The organism is Paenibacillus sp. FSL R7-0333 (genome assembly GCF_038000365.1).
Taxonomy (GTDB): domain Bacteria; phylum Bacillota; class Bacilli; order Paenibacillales; family Paenibacillaceae; genus Paenibacillus_AQ; species Paenibacillus_AQ silagei.
In genome coordinates this window covers 2,861,508-2,880,202 of sequence record NZ_JBBOBZ010000001.1, presented here as the reverse complement: position 1 = coordinate 2,880,202, position 18,695 = coordinate 2,861,508, and the positions used below count along the sequence as shown (strand labels likewise).

20 protein-coding genes are annotated in these 18,695 nt (G+C 52.1%); 6 read left to right on the top strand and 14 right to left on the bottom strand.

Annotated features, from left to right (window positions below):
• Positions 1-2 precede the first annotated feature (2 nt).
• The 6 genes from MKY86_RS11770 to MKY86_RS11745 all read right to left on the bottom strand — a co-directional run bounded on the left by MKY86_RS11770 (position 3) and on the right by MKY86_RS11745 (position 3,556).
• The gene (locus tag MKY86_RS11770; protein ID WP_076074227.1) at positions 3-530 is read right to left on the bottom strand and encodes an accessory gene regulator ArgB-like protein; all 528 of its coding nucleotides are present in this window, start codon (positions 528-530) and stop codon (positions 3-5) included.
• Entirely contained in the window at positions 523-1,146 is a 624-nt protein-coding gene (locus MKY86_RS11765) for a hypothetical protein (RefSeq protein ID WP_155991628.1), read from the bottom strand. Before MKY86_RS11765 ends, MKY86_RS11770 begins: the two co-directional genes overlap by 8 nt.
• Positions 1,147-1,329: 183 nt before the next feature.
• Entirely contained in the window at positions 1,330-1,896 is a 567-nt protein-coding gene (locus tag MKY86_RS11760; RefSeq protein ID WP_076074224.1) for a hypothetical protein, read from the bottom strand.
• Positions 1,897-2,059: 163 nt separating this feature from the next.
• A complete protein-coding gene (locus MKY86_RS11755; protein WP_076074222.1) occupies positions 2,060-2,731 on the bottom strand; it encodes a stalk domain-containing protein in 672 nt (223 codons plus the stop codon).
• Positions 2,732-2,814: 83 nt separating this feature from the next.
• Positions 2,815-2,949: a hypothetical protein gene (locus MKY86_RS11750; RefSeq protein ID WP_340826917.1), complete on the bottom strand. Its 135-nt coding sequence runs from the start codon at positions 2,947-2,949 to the stop codon at positions 2,815-2,817.
• A 172-nt stretch (positions 2,950-3,121) separates the two neighbouring features.
• Positions 3,122-3,556, bottom strand: coding sequence for a VOC family protein (locus MKY86_RS11745; protein WP_076074219.1), 435 nt, complete (start codon positions 3,554-3,556; stop codon positions 3,122-3,124).
• Positions 3,557-3,758: 202 nt separating this feature from the next.
• On the opposite strand from MKY86_RS11745, the gene MKY86_RS11740 reads away from it, so the two are divergent.
• Both MKY86_RS11740 and MKY86_RS11735 read left to right on the top strand, forming a co-directional pair.
• Positions 3,759-4,814 (top strand): LacI family DNA-binding transcriptional regulator, encoded by a 1,056-nt coding sequence (locus tag MKY86_RS11740; RefSeq protein WP_076074216.1) that lies wholly within the window; start codon positions 3,759-3,761, stop codon positions 4,812-4,814.
• 115 nt (positions 4,815-4,929) lie between these two features.
• The gene (locus MKY86_RS11735) at positions 4,930-7,365 is read left to right on the top strand and encodes a GH36-type glycosyl hydrolase domain-containing protein (RefSeq protein ID WP_076074213.1); all 2,436 of its coding nucleotides are present in this window, start codon (positions 4,930-4,932) and stop codon (positions 7,363-7,365) included.
• Between the two features lie 90 nt (positions 7,366-7,455).
• On the opposite strand, the gene MKY86_RS11730 is transcribed toward MKY86_RS11735, so the two are convergent.
• On the bottom strand, positions 7,456-9,447 hold the full coding sequence (locus tag MKY86_RS11730) for a beta-L-arabinofuranosidase domain-containing protein (protein ID WP_083684343.1): 1,992 nt from the start codon (positions 9,445-9,447) through the stop codon (positions 7,456-7,458).
• Positions 9,448-9,615: 168 nt separating this feature from the next.
• Here MKY86_RS11730 and MKY86_RS11725 point away from each other — a divergent pair, with 168 nt between their 5' ends.
• Positions 9,616-10,488: a helix-turn-helix transcriptional regulator gene (locus MKY86_RS11725; protein ID WP_076074208.1), complete on the top strand. Its 873-nt coding sequence runs from the start codon at positions 9,616-9,618 to the stop codon at positions 10,486-10,488.
• 12 nt (positions 10,489-10,500) lie between these two features.
• Here MKY86_RS11725 and MKY86_RS11720 read toward each other — a convergent pair whose 3' ends face one another.
• Positions 10,501-10,716 (bottom strand): hypothetical protein, encoded by a 216-nt coding sequence (locus tag MKY86_RS11720; protein ID WP_036729570.1) that lies wholly within the window; start codon positions 10,714-10,716, stop codon positions 10,501-10,503.
• Positions 10,717-10,832: 116 nt separating this feature from the next.
• Between MKY86_RS11720 and MKY86_RS11715 the strand changes: the two genes are divergently transcribed.
• The 3 genes from MKY86_RS11715 to MKY86_RS11705 all read left to right on the top strand — a co-directional run bounded on the left by MKY86_RS11715 (position 10,833) and on the right by MKY86_RS11705 (position 12,746).
• Positions 10,833-11,414, top strand: coding sequence for a YitT family protein (locus tag MKY86_RS11715; RefSeq protein WP_076074206.1), 582 nt, complete (start codon positions 10,833-10,835; stop codon positions 11,412-11,414).
• Positions 11,415-11,513: 99 nt separating this feature from the next.
• Positions 11,514-12,281 (top strand): threonine/serine exporter family protein, encoded by a 768-nt coding sequence (locus MKY86_RS11710; protein ID WP_081751313.1) that lies wholly within the window; start codon positions 11,514-11,516, stop codon positions 12,279-12,281.
• Positions 12,282-12,308: 27 nt separating this feature from the next.
• Positions 12,309-12,746, top strand: a complete 438-nt coding sequence (locus MKY86_RS11705; protein WP_076074203.1) for a threonine/serine exporter family protein — start codon at positions 12,309-12,311, stop codon at positions 12,744-12,746.
• A 112-nt stretch (positions 12,747-12,858) separates the two neighbouring features.
• Here the strand turns inward: MKY86_RS11705 and MKY86_RS11700 are convergent, their stop codons facing one another.
• From MKY86_RS11700 to MKY86_RS11675, 6 genes are all read right to left on the bottom strand, one after another.
• Positions 12,859-14,889 (bottom strand): Na+/H+ antiporter, encoded by a 2,031-nt coding sequence (locus MKY86_RS11700; RefSeq protein WP_076074201.1) that lies wholly within the window; start codon positions 14,887-14,889, stop codon positions 12,859-12,861.
• A 180-nt stretch (positions 14,890-15,069) separates the two neighbouring features.
• Positions 15,070-15,936: a VOC family protein gene (locus MKY86_RS11695; RefSeq protein WP_076074198.1), complete on the bottom strand. Its 867-nt coding sequence runs from the start codon at positions 15,934-15,936 to the stop codon at positions 15,070-15,072.
• 212 nt (positions 15,937-16,148) lie between these two features.
• The gene (locus MKY86_RS11690) at positions 16,149-16,823 is read right to left on the bottom strand and encodes a DUF4085 family protein (RefSeq protein ID WP_076074196.1); all 675 of its coding nucleotides are present in this window, start codon (positions 16,821-16,823) and stop codon (positions 16,149-16,151) included.
• A gap of 37 nt (positions 16,824-16,860) precedes the next feature.
• On the bottom strand, positions 16,861-17,256 hold the full coding sequence (locus MKY86_RS11685) for a hypothetical protein (protein ID WP_076074193.1): 396 nt from the start codon (positions 17,254-17,256) through the stop codon (positions 16,861-16,863).
• A gap of 30 nt (positions 17,257-17,286) precedes the next feature.
• A complete protein-coding gene (locus MKY86_RS11680) occupies positions 17,287-17,835 on the bottom strand; it encodes a GNAT family N-acetyltransferase (RefSeq protein ID WP_143803497.1) in 549 nt (182 codons plus the stop codon).
• Between the two features lie 387 nt (positions 17,836-18,222).
• Positions 18,223-18,645 (bottom strand): Rrf2 family transcriptional regulator, encoded by a 423-nt coding sequence (locus tag MKY86_RS11675; RefSeq protein ID WP_036729584.1) that lies wholly within the window; start codon positions 18,643-18,645, stop codon positions 18,223-18,225.
• Between the last annotated feature and the right edge of the window lie 50 nt (positions 18,646-18,695).

Below are 18,695 nucleotides of genomic sequence, written 5' to 3'. Positions count from 1 at the left end.
TGTCAGATGTTCACCTCCCTTCTAGCTATAATCAGACTGATGGATTGTGCCAAAAAGCTGGCTGCGATAACAGATGAGCCTATAACGATATTGGCAGCTACCAGCAGTAACGCCACGATTCTCAGCTTAGGCCAGTGCCGCCTCGGAATCCGGGTCTGTCGTTCAATCCCAATGGGCGCCAGCCACAGAACTATTAACAGACTCGCTGCATTCAATAACATAACGTAGAAGGAGCTAAGCTCCACGAAGGACAGTACTGTGAACAAGCTTACCGTAAACAAGACACAGGCTATACCAGACTTTAGATGGACCCCGCCCGACACCTGACGTAATACGGCAAAGGAGATCAGAATCTGCAGAGCTTCACTTGTCCTGCCTGTCAAAAGGGATACTACCAGCGTCAGCCCAATAATAAACACCACATTAAGCACTACGCTAATAGCAAATTTCAGGACAGCGTAGGATGCCGGGTGCTCAGGTACGATATTTTTAATCGTAAATGCCAGCTTGCCGGACATGAATTCAAGCATCTTCCCGCTCCCTCCGGGTGGAATAATATAGAAGGAATACAGTCATCACCAGGAAAATCAAGGCATTTAGCAGAATATCATTATAGTAGAGTAGCACTGAAATCCCTATTACGAAGCCGAAAATCAGCAGAGACAGCAGGATATCTTCTATCTTAAAGCGGAGTTTATCCAAGTCGAACGTGAAGCCCTTGCCTTTGCGGTACAGAAGCCCAAAAATACCGAACACCGCTGCCGCAGTCGCTACCTGCAGAAAATATCCGTTCGCGGTACTACCAATATTCGATATAGATCCGAACATGAGCAGGGTGAGCAGCGTCTGAATCCCGGCAAAAATAGCAAATCCTGATATTGTTGCGATGATGGATAGAATGAGCGGCATCCTCACCACCGCAGCGAAAAAGAAGATAAAAATCAAGATTAAAACAAGTGGTGCAACATTCGACATGCCCAGTTCGTTGCGTAACAGATAGCTTTGCAGATTGTTCAGCAAGATGACAAATAAAGCCTGCCAGATGTACCATCTCCACTTGAATCTATAGAGAGACATAATCAGATAATAGAGCGCAAGCGTCTCTATCGTTGAGAAAAACATAAATCCTACAGGTTCCCACGACAAACCATAACACCGCCTGACTAATTTTCGTTCACAAGATTAATTATATATCCCCGCCGCACCTGACGTATACTACTTAATTACAAAATTCGACACTTTTTGCTCAGTCACGAAAAACATCCGTTGGCCGCTCTGAATCGAGCCTCAACGGATGTTCCTCTGGGTACAGCAGCTTGGCTGTCCGTATTAAATTTCAGACCAAATGACGTTAACCTCCACAGTTCCCTCCTGGGACGCAAGCGGACCGCCAATGATTGACCAGCTCTGCTTATCGTCCTTAGTGTTGCCTTGAATAATCAGGTTCTTGGGATCGATAGTCTTCACGGACTGATCGCCCAGCTTGGAAGCTAGATAATCATCATAGAGCTTCGTTACCGATTCCATACTATCCGTTGTTCTAAAAATCAGCAATGCCGTCTTCTTACCCTCATTCTCCTCCGCATTCGAAAGAATAGTCTCTGTTACATTCTCCGGCATCGGGAAGTCCTCCGGCAGATATTTCGGCAGGTCCGCAGATCCAGCAGCCGTCTCGTTGCTTCCGGCCGTCGCCTCAGGGGTCTGTTCAGGCTCTGTCGTTGGTGCTGGAGTCTGTTCGGCCTCTGTTGTCGGCGCTGGAGTCTGCACAGTCTCTGTTGCCGGTGCAGTGGTCTGCATCGATTCGGTGGACGGCTTATCCTCAGCATTACCGCAGGCACTGAGGGCCAATAGGGACAACGTCAAGGATAAGGACATTATTAGCTTTTTGGTGTACATCTTCTCACTCCTCGTCAATTCATTGAAAGTTACATGGCCAGTTAGATTCACAGGCTTACCGGATAGTACCCATTTTCTTTTTCCTCAAAACAACGAATAAACAAAAAGAAGCCCGGAAGCCAAGGCTCCCGGGTCATTCGTGAATGATGTATAAGTTCAGAATTTATTTAAAATACGATGTCGTAAGCGGAACGAAGACCGAGGTTCCATCCTTCACATCTCCGTTGACATACAGGCTGCTTACTCCGGCAATATCCACTTCGATGGTAGTAAGCCCGCTGGCCGGGTCAATGGTCTGCTTCTTCAACACAGTATTGGTGTCGCTGTCTTGTACCGCGAAGTCTTTAATCTCTCCGCCGATCGCGGCTACCTGGAGATAAAGCTTCTGATATTTTTTGTTCGGGTGGAGCATGAATGAAGTGCCGCGGTCACCACTGGCGTTATCGAAGAAGACATCCTTGTAATCCTTGTCCTTGAAGACCGTCTTGCCCGGATCTTTGGTGTGATACATGTCATCAAAACCTGTAGCGATTGGTACGCCCGCTGTCTGCTCTCCCAGAGATATGGTGTTGGTTGCAGCATCGAACTTAACGGTAACTCCCAGCAGATCGGATACGGAACGGACCGGCAGATACGTTGTATCCTTATAGGAAATTGGGGCAACCACCGCACCGCTGCCATTCTTAAGCTGTACGGGCTGGCCGTTCATCTTGAATTTGATGCTTGGATTGAGATATGCCTTGATCTCCTGCAGGTTGGCTCCGGCGTACACACCTGTGCCCATTCCTCCAAGTACGGCAAATGCAGTCAGTGCAGCAGTCATCTTCTTCTTCATTCGATCATACTCCTCTCCATTTATAACAAATTTGAATATTCCTTATTGGGAGTATAATAAATCCTGCCATCAGATGCAATCATTCAGAAATCATCTCTCCGGTGAGCCGCTTCGTAACGTTCGCGTATCTCCAGATTTTTGGAGTGATTGTACAAATCCAGCGCAATGATTCCCCTACGGGCAAGCTTCACCACCAGCACAAATAAATATATCCCCATTCCCAGACAAGTCAACCATAGTAAAAGAGCAAAAATACTGAACCCTCCAGCGAGCAAGGACCCAAAACCTGTCATATACACAGCTTACATCCCCCATTCAAAATGATATAAGATCTATATCCTAATCATAACAAGTTTGGCACGTTTGTGTAAGGAATGCAAAGTAAATAGCCTATTCAGCCCTATACTTACCCGTGATTTCAATCAAATTACCATCTGGATCTTCCAGCATGAAACAGTAATATGGACGCACAACATTAATATAGAAAATCTCTGAGACTGAACCAATATTCAGTGATTTTATTCTCTCGTACTCTGCATTCAAATCGGTAACGTTGAAGTTAAGGATTGCATTATTTCCATACCGCAGCCCGCCCTCCTCCTTGTAATTCAAATAGGCTTCATTGAAATGATCCGACACATCGCTGCTATTCCTTATCAGTTCCTTATCAAATTCGGGATTCCACAGGGCAAGGGTATTCCCACAGTGGAATTCTACCCAGCGCTCCGGCTTTCTGGATTCCGCTCTCCTATTTAATAATGCTTCGTAAAAGGTAATCGAACCTTTCATATCCCGAACGACTAGATACGTACAACCCAGTTGCATAGGAATGCATCTCCTCATCTTTAGTAGACTTATTCTTCATAAAAAACACTATAACAAACATATGTTCCTATAAATATGAGAATTTATACATCTCGCGGGCAAAAACTTTCAAACTAAAATCTTCCGGCAAACGATTGACCTCCAGCCCGGTTTATTTTACAATAAACTCATAAACGCGCGTTTACATTAGAGGGGGTACATTATGCGAAGCGAAGATATTGCCAAGCTAGCCGGGGTTTCGCGAAGCACCGTATCCCGTGTGATCAACAACTATTCCAATGTCCCTGAAGAGACCCGGGCCAAGGTGCTGAAGGTGATTGAACAGCATCAGTACGAGCCGAACAGCTTCGCCCGGGCGCTGGCCGGCAAGAAGACCGACACGATCGGGCTGTTTGCCATCAGCATGAACGAGAAGGAGAATGCGACGCGGATCTATCAGAATAATTACTTTGCCCCGTTCGTCGATGCTGTGGTAGATACGTCGAATGCCCGCGGCTGTTATGTTCTGATTCACACCGTCTATTCTCCCGACGACTTCCTGAAGGTCAAGCAGGCCTTCCTCCAGAAACGGATTGACGGCGGCATCATTGTCGGCACCCAGAAGGATATCGGGATTGTACGGGAAATGGTCGGTCTCAGCGCTCCACTGGTGCTGATCGATTATGACATTTCAGAGATTATGTCAGAGCATCTGGACCGCAATCATCTCGCCATTGTGAATTCCAAGGATTATGAAGGTACGGTAGAAGCTATTGAGTACTTAATCGGTCTCGGCCATACGGAGATCGGCATGATCTGCGGACGGATGAATACTTATTCCGGGCGGGAGCGCTACATGGCTTACGAGAATACGCTGAAGCGCCATGGACTTGCCCTGCAGAAGGACTTCGTCCTTCCGGGTGATTTTCTCAAGGAGACCGCCTATCAGGAAGTGAAGAAGCTGCTGGATTCCGGCGGCCCGCTGCCGACAGCCTTCTTCTCTTCCAATGACGATATGGCTATCTCGGCGATGGAAGCGTTCTCGGAGCATGGCATTTCCGTGCCGGAGGATATCTCCATTGCGGGGTTCGACGATGTGCAGCTTGCTGCGCGGATTCATCCCAAGCTGACCTCCGTCCGTCTGCCGATTTATGAAATGTCCAAGGCCGCTGTCGAGAAGGTCATTGAGCTGTGTGATTCACAGCAGCCTACCTTCAGCACCATCAGTTTTCCGGCACGTCTGATTACCCGGGATTCCTGTCAGCCGCCGAAGAAGTAGAGCTTTACTCCGATTTAGACTGATACAGACCGATTCAGAAAAATCCCTTGCCCCGAGGGACTTTTTTCTCCACTCAGTAAACGCGCGTTCACAATCGAAAGGAGACTTGTCTCTCATGAAATTCGGAACTTTTGACGACACCCGTAAAGAGTATGTAATCAACACTCCCAAAACACCTTATCCTTGGATTAACTACCTCGGCAACGAGCAGTTTTTCGGCCTCATCTCTAATACTGCCGGGGGCTATACCTTCTACCGCGATGCGCGGATGAGAAGACTTACCCGTTACCGGTATAACAATATTCCGCTGGATACCGGCGGCCGCTACTATTACCTGTACGATGGCGGGGACTTCTGGACCCCGGGCTGGATGCCGGTGAAGCGGGACCTGGACTTCTACGAATGCCGCCACGGTCTGGGCTACACTTCTATTACAGGCGAGCGTAACGGCATTTCCGTGAATCAGCTTGCTTTTGTACCGATGGGCCATAATGCGGAAGTCCACCGTCTGGTTGTTAAGAACACAGGCGATGTGAAGAAGACCGTGAAGCTGTTCTCTTTTGCCGAGTTCTGCCTGTGGAATGCCAACGATGATATGACCAACTTCCAGCGTAACCTCAGCACCGGCGAAGTAGAAGTGAAGGATTCCGTCATTTATCACAAAACAGAATACCGCGAGCGCAGAAACCACTACGCCTTCTATTCTGTAAATAAAGAAATTGCCGGCTTCGATACGGACCGCGAATCCTTCGTAGGCATGTACAATGGCCTGGATGCTCCGCAGGCGGTTGCTGCCGGTGAAGCTACTAACTCTGTCGCCAGCGGCTGGTCGCCGATCGGCTCCCACGCCCTCGACATTACGCTGGAGCCGGGTGAAACGCAGAGCTTCATCTTCGTCCTCGGCTATATCGAGAACCCTGAGGATGAGAAATGGGAAGCCCTGAACGTGATCAACAAGAAACCGGCTCAGGCTGTTATTGATCAGTTCGCTACAGATGCCCAGGTGGATGCCGCCCTGGAGGTTCTGGCTGCACACTGGGATAACCTGCTGTCCAAATACCAGATTAAGAGCGGGGACGACAAGCTGAACCGGATGGTGAACATCTGGAATCCGTACCAGTGTATGGTTACCTTCAACATGTCCCGTTCCGCTTCCTACTTCGAATCCGGCATTGGCCGCGGTATGGGCTTCCGCGATTCCAACCAGGACTTGCTCGGCTTCGTCCACCAGATTCCAGAGCGCGCCAGAGAACGTATTCTCGATATCGCCGCTACCCAGTTCCCTGACGGCAGCGCGTATCACCAGTACCAGCCGCTAACCAAGAAGGGCAACAATGAAGTCGGCTCCGGCTTCAATGATGATCCGCTCTGGCTGATCTCGGGTACAGCAGCCTATATTAAGGAGACCGGCGATTATTCGATCCTTGATGAGCAGGTTCCCTTTGACAGCAATCCGGATCACACTGCAACCCTGTTCGAGCATCTGAAGCTGAGCTTCGAGCATGTCACGAACAACCTCGGGCCTCACGGCCTGCCGCTGATCGGACGCGCGGACTGGAATGACTGTCTGAACCTGAACTGCTTCTCCACCGAACCGGGCGAATCGTTCCAGACTACGGAGAATATCGCAGGCGGCGTAGCGGAATCCGTGTTCATTGCAGGTCTGTTCGTCTTCGTTGGACCGGACTATGCCGAGATCTGCCGGATGCGCGGACTGGATGATGTAGCCGCTGACGCTGTTGCCAAGATCGAGAACATGAGTGCCATCACGTTGTCCCACGGCTTCGACGGCGACTGGTTCCTGCGCGCTTATGACCACTATGGCGACAAGATCGGCAGCAAGGAGAACGAGGAAGGCCAGATCTTCATTGAGCCGCAAGGCATGTGCGTAATGGCCGGAATCGGTGTAGAGAACGGTGAAGCAGCCCGCGCCCTGACTTCCGTGCAGGAACGTCTGGATACGGACTATGGTATCGTTTTGCAGCAGCCTCCGTATTCCAAGTACTATCTGAACCTGGGTGAAATCTCCACGTACCCTCCGGGCTACAAAGAGAATGCTGGGATCTTCTGCCATAACAACCCTTGGATCATGATTGCGGAGACGGTCCTTGGACATGGCGACAGAGCTTTTGATATCTACAAAAAAATCGCTCCGGCTTACCTGGAAGATATCAGCGAAGTGCACCGGATGGAGCCTTATGTGTACTCTCAGATGATCGCCGGTAAAGATGCTGTACGTCACGGCGAAGCGAAGAACTCCTGGCTGACAGGAACAGCCGCATGGAACTATGTAGCGATTACACAGTCCATCCTGGGGATTCAGGCAGACTTTGCCGGGCTCAAGGTTGACCCTTGTATCCCTGCAGAATGGGACGGCTTCGAGATTACCCGCGTCTTCCGTGGCGACACTTATGTAATCTCGATCCAGAATCCGAACCATGTATCTAAAGGCGTAGCCAGCCTGACCCTCGACGGCACTGCCGTGGAAGGCAACATTATCGCTCCTGTGGGCGACGGTGCTGTTCATCAGGTTGTAGTCACTCTCGGCTAATTATCTATCACTCCTATAAAAGCATAACAACCCGGTTGTCCGCTTAGGCGGACAACCGGGTTGTTCGTTCATGGACAGGCGGCCCCGGAATTACTCCGGTATCCACACCTTCATCTCTCCGCTGCCGCGGTTGCCCCACAGATAGTACGGAATTGCCGTTACTTCCACCGGCTGTACTGCCGCCCTGGTGCTGCCGTAGAGTCCGCCACTCCAGCTCTGCTCCTCCACCCTGTAGCCCTCCGCCCGGATTACTACAGCTCCGCAAAGCAGCTCTTCATCGTAAGCCTCCTTGAACCTGCCCTCCTTGCTTAGAGATATTGAGCTTAGCGGCTCGCCGTTATCCGCAGATTCCAGACAATAGACCAGCGGCCCGTACTGAATAGCCGTCTTCCCGGCATTAGCCCGCAGTTCCGGGTGGGCGTATACACGGTGTGCTTCCATTGGAAGCATCAGCTCCACTATGTCACCGGGCTGCCACTCCCTGCGGATTACCGCATAGCCCTGCTCCAAAGCATCAAGTGCTGGAAGGAGCCCGCCATTGACGCTGATCCGGACCTTTCCGCTCCACGATGGAATACGCAGGGCGATACCGAACACCCCGGCTTCCGCAGGATCAACCTTCAGTGTGACTATGCCCTCCCATGGAAGCTTGCTGGACTGAGTGACCTTCACCTCTGTTCCTCCAAGTAGGGTTCTAAGCTCACTTCCGATATACAGATTCGTATAGAGCGTATCGCTGTGTTTAGTGTAGATATACTGATTCAATGAGGTCAGCAGACGCGCCACATTCGGCGGGCAGCAGGCACAGCCGAACCAGCCCTGGCGCTGCGCCTTCACATGCTGTTTGCCGGGATTACAGGTGCAGGCCTGCGGCCAGACCTCCAGCGGATTGACGTAGAAATAATGCTTGCCGTCCTGCGCCATCGAGCCGAGTACATTATTATAGAGCGCACGCTCCATCACATCGGCATAACGGCTATCTGGAGTCAATTCCAGCATTCGTCTGGCAAAAAAGATCAGCCCGATCGAAGCACAGGTCTCCGCATAGACCGTATCGTTAGGCAGATCGTAATCAAAGGTGAATGCTTCGCCGTGATGGGTGGAGCCGATTCCGCCAGTGATATACATCTGTCTCTCTGTCATATTGTTCCACAGGCGCAGGCACGCCTCGCGAAGTGCTTCATCTCCGGTCAGGCGGGCCAAGTCGGCCATGGCAGTATACATATAGACGGCACGGACAGAGTGGCCTACGGCTACCGTCTGCTCACGGACCGGTATATGGGACTGATTGTAGGCCATATCGATATGATCCGTCTGGCCGCCCCAATGTGTAACCCTGCCCCGGCTCTCCCATTCCTGGCGCAGGAAGTTCGGCTCCTGCCCGCGCTGGTCAATGAAGAAGAGGCTGAGCTTCAGATACTTCTCCTCCCCTGTCAGCCGGTACAGCTTCACCAGCGCCAGCTCAATCTCCTGATGACCGTCGTAGCCCTTCAGCTTGCCTTCCTCCGGTCCGAAGACAGAGTCGATATGATCGGCCATACGGCGCATAATATTGAGCAGCTTGTCCTTACCTGTCGCTTCATAATAAGCCACTGCAGCTTCGATGAAATGTCCGGCGCAATACAGTTCATGGCAATCCTGGAGATTTGTCCAGCGCTTGCCCGGCTCCTTGACAGTGAAGTAAGTGTTCAGGTATCCGTCGGCCTGCTGTGCTTCTCCTACCAGATCAATCACCTCGTCCGCCTGGCGTTCCAGCTCCGGGTCCCGCCGGATGCTGAGGGAATAAGCCGTTGCCTCCAGCCACTTGGCTACATCGCTGTCCTGGAAGACCATGCCCCCGAACTTACCCTGTCTTCTTCCGGCAGCGATTTCAAAATTGGCAATGGCATGGCTCGGTTCAGCCCCGGCCACGCGGTCATGAAGCGCCTCATATTGATAAGGAATCACTGTCTCCTGCACCAACCGGATATAACGGTCCCAGAATTCATCCTGAACGTACACTCTGTGGCCTCCCTGATCCGAATGACCGGAATGATCTGGTTGAACGGTTGTCCGAACCTTTGCACCTTCAAATTGACTCATTGTAGCATCTCCTCTTCAGCATTTCGTCCTCGCTAATTGCCATTATAGACGGTACAATATAACAAAAACAGAAGCATAAACAACCCCGTTTTTGTACTATTTCACACAACTTTTATCTAAGGGTTAGCAATGTTAATTCAGGACACATGCCTTTCTAAGGAGCTGCTAATGACACTTAATTCTTCCTATATTCATCTGGCCGCACCGCCCTTCCCCTATTTCCTGGAATGCGGCCGTACCGTCTATTTGCCCGGAGACCAGCATCCGAACCGCAGCCGTATGGGCAAATTCGATCTGATCATCGTGGAGCAGGGATTCCTGCACATTGGAGAGGAGCATACAGAATGGGCAGTGGGCGCCGGGCATACCCTGCTGCTGCTGCCTGACCGCTACCATTATTCAGTGCAGCCGTGTGATGCAGAGACAATCTTCACCTGGGTTCATTTTCACACGGTGGGAGAATGGACGGAATCAGCGGGTGAGCCGGTATATGCGGACCGGGAAACGCATTTCCGGCAGTTTCTTACCCACCCCTATACCATCCGTATTCCCCAGTTCGGACCGCTACCTGCCCCCTTCGCACGGAGCGGCCAGGCCGGGCAGTTGCTGCAGCTGAACCATAGCAGGCGCTCAAGCGCCGTGTGGCAGCAGCAGCGTATCTTCGAGGAGATGCTGCGGACGATGGATCTGGCCCGGCAAGATACGGCCGGAAGCCAGGCAGACGAGATTGCTGAGCAGACGGAGGCCTATCTGCGGAATCATTATGCGGAAGAGGTCACGAATGCCTCTCTGGCGGACGCTTTGCATTTTCACTACAATTACCTGGCCCGCTGCATGAAGCGTGTCTACGGGCTTACGCCCATGGAGTACCTGACCGATTACCGGCTGGAGCAAGCCAAGCTTCTGCTGCTTAAGACAGAGATCCCAATTGCGGCAATCGCAGAGCGCACCGGCTTCGAGAGTACAGCTTACTTCTCCCGGCGCTTCAGCCGCAAGGTCGGAATCTCTCCGCTGCGCTTCCGCAAGCGATATTCCCGCTGAGCATGAATGCACTTAGGCGGAACCCGGGGCAAGGATACGGAATTCGTGCAATTCCCGGCAGTAGGATAACCCGCGAATCCGTACGGACTGGGGCGTGTAGGCTCTGATCGGGCCCGCTTCCAGCTGCTGCTCCGGCCCGCTCTTCAGCAATACTGCCACCGGCACCTCCGATAGTGCAGCAGCCAGCAGCTCCATATCGGTCTCCAGTATTTTATAGAAATAACCCATTTCAGACTTCACCTGCTTTACGGTCAATGGATTCGGGCAGCGCAGATTTTTTAGCTATTTTTTTCCAGATGGGCGCATAAGGATTAAGACATGCCTTAATTCCGGAGATGTTGACTATGCGATCCTTCCCAAGCTATGTTATTATTCTGCTGGCCAGCCTGCTGATTGCAACAGGAACGAACTTCTTCCTGGTCCCCTATAAAATCCTCGATGGAGGAATTATCGGCATTGCCCTCATTATTAATTATATCTCCGGCGCCAAAATCGGACTGTGCATTATGCTATGCAGTCTGCCTATCTTCCTGCTGGCCTGGTTCCGGCAACGGGAGATCTTCTACAACAGCATTCTGGGTCTGCTGGCTTCCTCCCTGCTGATCGAGCTGCTCTTTCCGCTTCAGTATTACTTCCTGTACTATATTGAGCTGGGCTCCATTTCAAGCGCCATTATCGGCGGCTTCCTGATGGGCACCGGACTCGGGCTGATGCTGCGGTTCAAAGCCAGCACAGGCGGAACCGACCTGCTGGCCAGATTCATCCAACGCTACCTGCCGCTGAATGTCGGCCTGATTATCTTCCTGACGGACTTCCTGATCATCGGCGCTGGCGGAATTCTGATCTCCAAAGAGACCTTTTTCCATTCGATTCTGACGATTGTATCAGGAGGGGTCGCTACGGGATTATGCACGCTGGAAGAGTAAAAAAACGGGAATTGCCGGATGCTATGGAATAAAGGTTGAAATTTTCAGACTTTCAGGCGACAATCGAATAGATAACATTCCCGGGGAGGATTAGCGAAGTTGGATAGTACAAGCACGAATAGCAACACTTCCATACATGACATTGTCGATCTGTGCCTGCTGGCAGGCAAGATCATGCTGCAGAGCGGTGCAGAGACCTACCGTGTGGAGGATACCATGAGCCGGATGGCGGCGGCACTCGGCTTCCCCGGTGCGCATAGCTATGTTACGCCGACGGTCATTATGTTCACCACCAGCCGGACCGAGCCGGTGAAGCTGTTCCGGATCGCCGAACGGACGACAGACCTGCAAAAGGTATCCGAGGTCAATGACATCTCCCGGCGGCTGACCGAGCGCCAGCTGACAGCCGCCGAAGCGCGTGAGCGGCTCGGCGTGGTCGATGACGCAGCCCATGCTTACCCGGTATGGGTACAGATCGCAGCGGCAGCCTTGACCGGAGCCTGCTTCACGGTCATGTTCAAGGGCAGCCTGCAGGATGCTCTGCCGTCGCTGCTGATCTCCGGTACAGGCTTCGCAGCGGCCACTTATCTTCACCGTCTGGTGCAGTTTCGCTTCTTCGCGGAATTCATTGCTTCCTTCATTATCGGTCTGCTGGCCTTCTTCTCCGTCAAGCTCGGCGTGGGACGGGAGATGGACAAGATTATTATCGGCTGTGTAATGCCGCTCGTACCGGGGCTGCTCATCACCAATGCGGTCCGTGACCTGATGGCCGGGCATCTGGTATCCGGCATCTCCAAAGGGGCCGACGCCTTTCTGACTGCGTTCGCCATCGGGACCGGCATCGGGCTGGTCCTGTCCATTTTTTAACACCCACTTGAAAGAGGTCGTCCTGCCATGATTTTGCAATTAATCACCAGTTTCATCGCTGCCTCAACCTTCTGCATTCTATTCAATGCACCGGTGCGCGCGCTGCTGCAATGCGGCTTCGCCGGAATGATCGGCTGGATGCTGTACCTGCTGCTGGATTACAGTTCCGATACTGTCGTCGCAACCTTTGGTGCTACCGTTGTGGTCGGACTGATCAGCCAGTTTTTTGCGCGTTCCTTCAAGATGCCGGTCATTATCTTCAGTGTCGGCGGCATCATCCCGCTTGTGCCGGGCGGTCTTGCGTATGATGCCATGCGGAGGTTCGTGGAGAATGATAATAACCTCGGCATCCAGTATGGGGTTCAGGCGCTCCTGCTGTCCGGAGCCATTGCGGCCGGTCTGGTGCTAAGCGAGGTGCTCGGACAGATGTTTTTGCGTATCAAGAAATTGCCCAAACAACCGTAAGGCTCCATTTCACAGACAAGCCCGCTTGCAGCAAGGACCCCGGGTCCCTGCGCAAGCGGGCTTTGTATATTGTATCAGGTAAAATATATTGCAACACCGGCGCTCTAACAGTCTAATCCTCCCAGATTGAGGTTTCGAGCTGATCGACGAACCGCCGCAGCCTGCCGGCAATCTTAAGATTAATTGCCCCGTTCTGATACATCTCCTGCACGGTATTCCGCTGCTCCTGAATCGCCTGCAGCTTCAGCTCCAGCTTGTCATCATCCAGTACGCCGTCATTGCTCCAGCCTTCCCCCTGCACCAGCTTGGATTCCAGCCGTTCGTACTTGTCGATGACCTTCTGTGAGGCGAGCCGGTTCTCATCACTCATTCCTGCACTAACGGCGGATACTGCCGCCTGGCACATCGCAATCTTTGCCGTCCGCGCACTTTCGGCATTCTGCAGGGCGAGCTGTCCTTCTTCCCCGCTGAGCTTACCTGAGAACAGTCCAGAGAACAGCCGCTGAATTTCCGTTAAAGAGAATTTAATCTGCGTATTCAGCCGTTTGCACAGCAGAGACTCCGTATGGTCCAGCAGTTCCTCCATCTTCACGGCAACAGGCTCCGGCAGCGCCCCGTTCTCCATGATCCGCCGCAACTCCGTGCGTTCGGCTTCGAGCGCACTCTTGCGTGCCTCGACACCCAGACGGAGGAACTGCTCATGGGCCGGGTCATGATCCGGTCTTGCAGCACACAGTCTGTCAACCTTATCTGTGAATTCCAGCAGCACAGGCTGTGTTGAGCGCTCCGGGCTCTCAGAGACCAGGCTGCGCAGCATCGACATCCCGGCATCAATGACCACATTTCTGGCCGCCAGCTCCGTATTCCCGTATACAGCTCCGGCGCTCTGAACTACGGTCTCTTCACTGTCCGCAAGCAGCGGAAGGAAGATGCTGGCGATGACCAGTGACATCAGAATCACTCCTGCCGCCAGCGCAATAATGAGATCCCGCTCCGGAAAAGGTGTTACCCCGTCCCCAAGCACCAGCGGAATGGAGAACGCACCCGCAAGGGTAACCGCTCCCCTCACCCCTGAGATCGAGGTAATAATCTGGGACTTCAGCGGAGCCTTCTCTGCCTTCAGCCGCTTGCTCTCCCATAAGGAGTAACCATAGACCCACAGAAACCGCAGCACAATCAGCAGCGCCGTGATCGCCAGAACATAGCCGGCAACCATGAAGTTATTCAACGTCTGATCCCGGTAAATCACCTCGATCACATCCGGAACGGACACGCCGAGAATCAGGAAGACCAGCCCGTTCAGCACCAGCAGCAGCACTGACCAGGTACTAGCGGATACCAGTTGAAGTTTATATTGCGGAGAGACGGCCCGGTCCTTCTCAATGGCGTACATGACACCTCCTGCCACAACGGCCAGGATGCCTGAGACCCCGATCTCCTCGCTGATCAAATAAATAATGAACGGGGTAAGGATCTGCAGCAGGACATGGATCGTCACATCCTCCATACCGAACCTGCGGATGAACACGCTGAGCCGGATCAGCAGGAATGACAGCACCGCACCAAGCAGCAGTCCTCCTGCGGCAATCAGCACAAAGCTAAGCGAGGCCTTAGGCAGAGAGAACACTCCGGTAACCATGGCTGCAATTGCAAATTTAAAGGCGACCAGGCCGGAGGCATCGTTCATCAGCGATTCTCCTTCGAGAATCCGGTGGATGCTTTTGGGAAGATGAACCCGTCCAGCCAGTGCGCTTACCGCTACCGCATCGGTAGGAGACAGAATAGCCGCAAGTGCGAAGGACGCTGCCAGCGGAATCGAAGGAATCATCCAGTTAATCGCATAGCCCGCCACAAATACCGTGACAAATACAAGTCCCAGCGCCAGCAGCAGAATCGGTGCCCTAAGGTTCCACAGCTCACCTCGCGGCGTCCGCCGCCCGTCATTGAAGAGCAGCGGAGCAATGAATAATACAAAAAACAGCTCAGGCTCGAAGTGCATATGTATTCCCGTCGGAATGAGTGCAGCAATGATTCCTAGTCCGATCTGAATCAGGGGAACCGGGACAAACGGAATGAAGCGGTTCAATATATTCGATACGGCTATTAATCCAAGCATCAACAGCACAGCCAGAAAAGTCTCCAAGTCCATCATCTCCCCGTCTGATAATCAATTATAATATGGCAGTGACCCAGCTAACGTCAACAAACGGAAGGCACAGCGGAATTTACAATCTCCGCCCGTACCTTCCGTTGCCTTATCATTCACGGCTTCCGCCGCTGGTCTAGCAGTAAATAGTAACGCGATGCTGTCCGCCCTGTTATTTTAGCGTTTCACTAGCAGCTGTATGCCTATATTCCACGGGTCCCTTAGAGTGATGATACCGCCCTCTTCTTCCACACGGTATCCGGCACGCTTCACACGTTCAGCGGCTTCACGCACATCCTGAATGTCCGGGAGCAGCAGTGTAAAATAATCGATGCCCGCCGCATTTGCCGGAGCCGCCGGAGCCCCCTTGCCAGCCCAGGTATTCAGTCCCATATGATGATGATAGCCGCCAGCCGAAATGAACATGGCCGCATCGCCGTAATGGGCGGTCACCGTGAATCCAAGCGCATCCACGTAGAATTTCTTGGCTTCTGCAAGATCGCCTACATGGAAGTGAACATGACCCATTACAGTGCCCGCAGGCAGCCCGGTCCAGCTCAGGCCTTCCGATGCAGCCAGCAGACCGTCCACATCCACCGGATCGGTGGTCATGACCACATTGCCTGTTGCTTCATACTTCCAGGTGTCACGGGGCCTGTCGCGGTACAGCTCGATTCCGTTATGATCAGGGTCTTCGATGTATAGAGCTTCGCTGACCAGATGATCCCCCTGGCCTACCGATATCCCGGAGTCGATCAGATTGCGCAGCACCAGTCCCAGAGAAGGCCGGTCCGGCAGCAGAATCGCAAAATGGTATAGTCCGGCCACCGAGTTCCGGCGCAGCACCTGAGCCTGCTCAATCTCCCGCAGGACAAGCAGCACCTGCCGGCCATCCGCCGTCAGTTCTACCACGCGCCCTTGCTGCCGCAGAATCTTCAGTCCGATCACATTCTGATAAAAGCTGAGCGAGCGCTCCATATTACTTACACGAATCTGTACAAGTCCAATTTCCAGTGCCTGCGGTAATATAGCTGTTGCTGTCATAGGAATCCCTCCTGAAATGAATATATTCCAAATCCACATAATAACGGTTAGTGTTGACTGTTCCTATCATGTCCATGCAAAGGTAATCTCAATTTCCGTTACACATTAACTTACTTTATTATAGTTGCAATCTATATGTTTGTCAATTACTTTTACAACACGCGTCTCAGTCAACAAAAAAAGCCTAGCCCGCAGGCCAGACTCCGGAGCAGTCACTCCATATATTTAGGTTCACCAAGCATCTCTATTGATACATCCTGTGCAGTAATTCTTAATTCGCTTGGCGGGGAAGCCATCAGAACCCGAAGCTCGAACCCCTGCTCCACGGCATAAATCTCGTCATACAGCCAGTCCTTCTTCTCCAGCGGCTCCGGCAAGCGCAGCCCGCTCACACCGCTGAATGTCAGCTTAATCTCACACTGATAATGCATCGCCCCGCCGCAGTCCAGAATCATCTCCAATACACCTTCTGAAGCCATGGTATAGGAGATTACTCTGGCATCATGCAGACTCTTCTCGACTAACTGTACCGCGCCCTCCGGGAGTTCATGCTTAATAGCTTCGAACCCGTTGCGGTATTCCCTGAAGAGCGCCTGCATCCGTTCATCATATTCCCTGCCCCACTGCAAGGCCCGTTCCTTGAACTCAGGCGCAGGATAAGTGGAATTTATGGTTCCGTCATGTATCGAAGCGTGGAAGTACCCGGGTAGATATTTCAGCAGATCTTTTTTCATATGTTCCAGAAAATCCTTGGCCCGCTCCTCATAGCTGATCCCTTCTGCCACATGCCAGGCCACATCTTCCAGCCAGTCCTGCTCTGTCTCCGGGAAGACCATGAACCCGCGCACCTGCATTTCTTCATACCAGGGTATAGTGAAAAATTTCATCCTGAAGCTTCCTCCACTCTGCAATCTGTAGCGATCCTTAATTCCTGGCTAGCTTCTCCCCCAGATATACTCTGTGCTCCTGCGAAGCCGCCAGAATCCAGACCGTCACTTGCTGCTTGCTGAACAGGAACTCGCTATCTACTTTGAGATACGGGAGCTTCGTCCCCTCGAAGGGTCCGTCATTACGCAACATTGCATTCTCCGCCTTCATAATATTCTTCACCTGATCTTCACTCAGACGCAGGAACTGCGCAGTCTCTGCAAGTGTCATCAACGGATGGTCCTCAGCTTGGCTTTCCGTCTGCGCTCCGGCAGGTGTCGGCAGCTGCATCTCGTAGCCCGCTCTAATCCGATCTCCGATTACGAAGCTGCTGGCAACCAGACACAGGCCCAGAATCAGGGCAGTTCCCAGGATGGTATAATGATTCTTCATGGGCAAAATCTCCTTATATGTATGCTTGAATCAATGTGCAGGAGTATAAGTAAGGAGCCAACAGTCCCTCCACTCCCCTTCATGCAGTTCATGCTCCGGTAAAAGCTTGCTGCGTACAAATCCGATTTTCTCATAGACTCTGAGTGCCCTGTGATTCCAGCACTGCGGGTCCATGACAATGAGGTCTGCCTGCTCTGCTTCGAGCAGATGCTTCACCATCCCACCTACCAGTAGCGAACCTATCCCCTGGCTCCATAGCTGCGGCTCACCAATGAACTGATCCATTCCGTAGACCTTTCCCGTATAATCTGCGTAGCCGTACTCCGTCTGCTCTTCCCTGCCAACAGGATAGAACTGGATATAACCTATATCCTGACCCATGAACTGCACGATCCCACGGTATAATCCCTCTTCTTCACTTTCATAAAAATTCGTCTGTACCCGTTCCAGATCATGCGGACAGTCCCGGCCTTCATAATACTCCAGCACTGCCGGGTCCGAGAGCCATCGTACAAGCAGCGGTGCATCCTCCTGTTCCAGCCTGCGAACACTGAGGTCCCCGTTCTGAAAAAGAATCATTATGAGATCACTCCTTATATCCCTGTAGTCCTGTCACATATTTGTCAGTCTAAACCATAGAAATTGAAGTGTAAAGTCAGCACCAAGCAGCTGCTCATCAAAAAAAGTGGCCCCGCCGGTAACCGGCAGGGCCAAAAGTCTATTGTAAGGGGGTCATGGGTCTACTATACTGAGCGAAGCTTAAGGCCAGATGAAAAACACATAAAGGTTTAATGAAAATACACAGAATTCCGCAAGGATCAAAGAAAGACCCTGCCGAGGCACGGCGGGGTCTTCCACAAATGGTTCCACTGGGGGGTGGAGAACTTCACTATACTCCCCGAACCTTAAAAAAACATAAAACGGGGCTGAAGGTTTCCTTAAATTTACGTACATCATATTCCTGTCTCAAGCCACAGGAAGCTGATGTACGATCTGATCCAGGGTGACCTCCTGCAGCACATTCTCCATCGCCTTCTGTGCAAGAGAGAATACTGGAACAATAGCGCCTGCAATGTTCTTACCTACCGGACACTCCGGGTTCGGATGCTCATGGACAGAGAACAGGGAGTCCTCTTCCACCGCATTCACCGCCTTATAAATCTGCAGCAGCGTAATATCAGCTGCACTGCGGGCAAGCTTCGCTCCGGCCACACCGGGACGAACCTCCACAAGTCCTGCCTTATTCAGCATACCCGTAAGGCGGCGAATCACTACGGGGTTCGTATTCACGCTGCCGGCGATCCACTCTGAGGTGCTTTTGCCGTCTTTGTTGCTGTCAATTAAGGTTAGAATATGAATAGCCACCGCAAACCGCGTGCTAATGTTCATGTCAATCACTCCTTCACACTGGCCGGAATGCTTCCGCCAGATGCAACTAT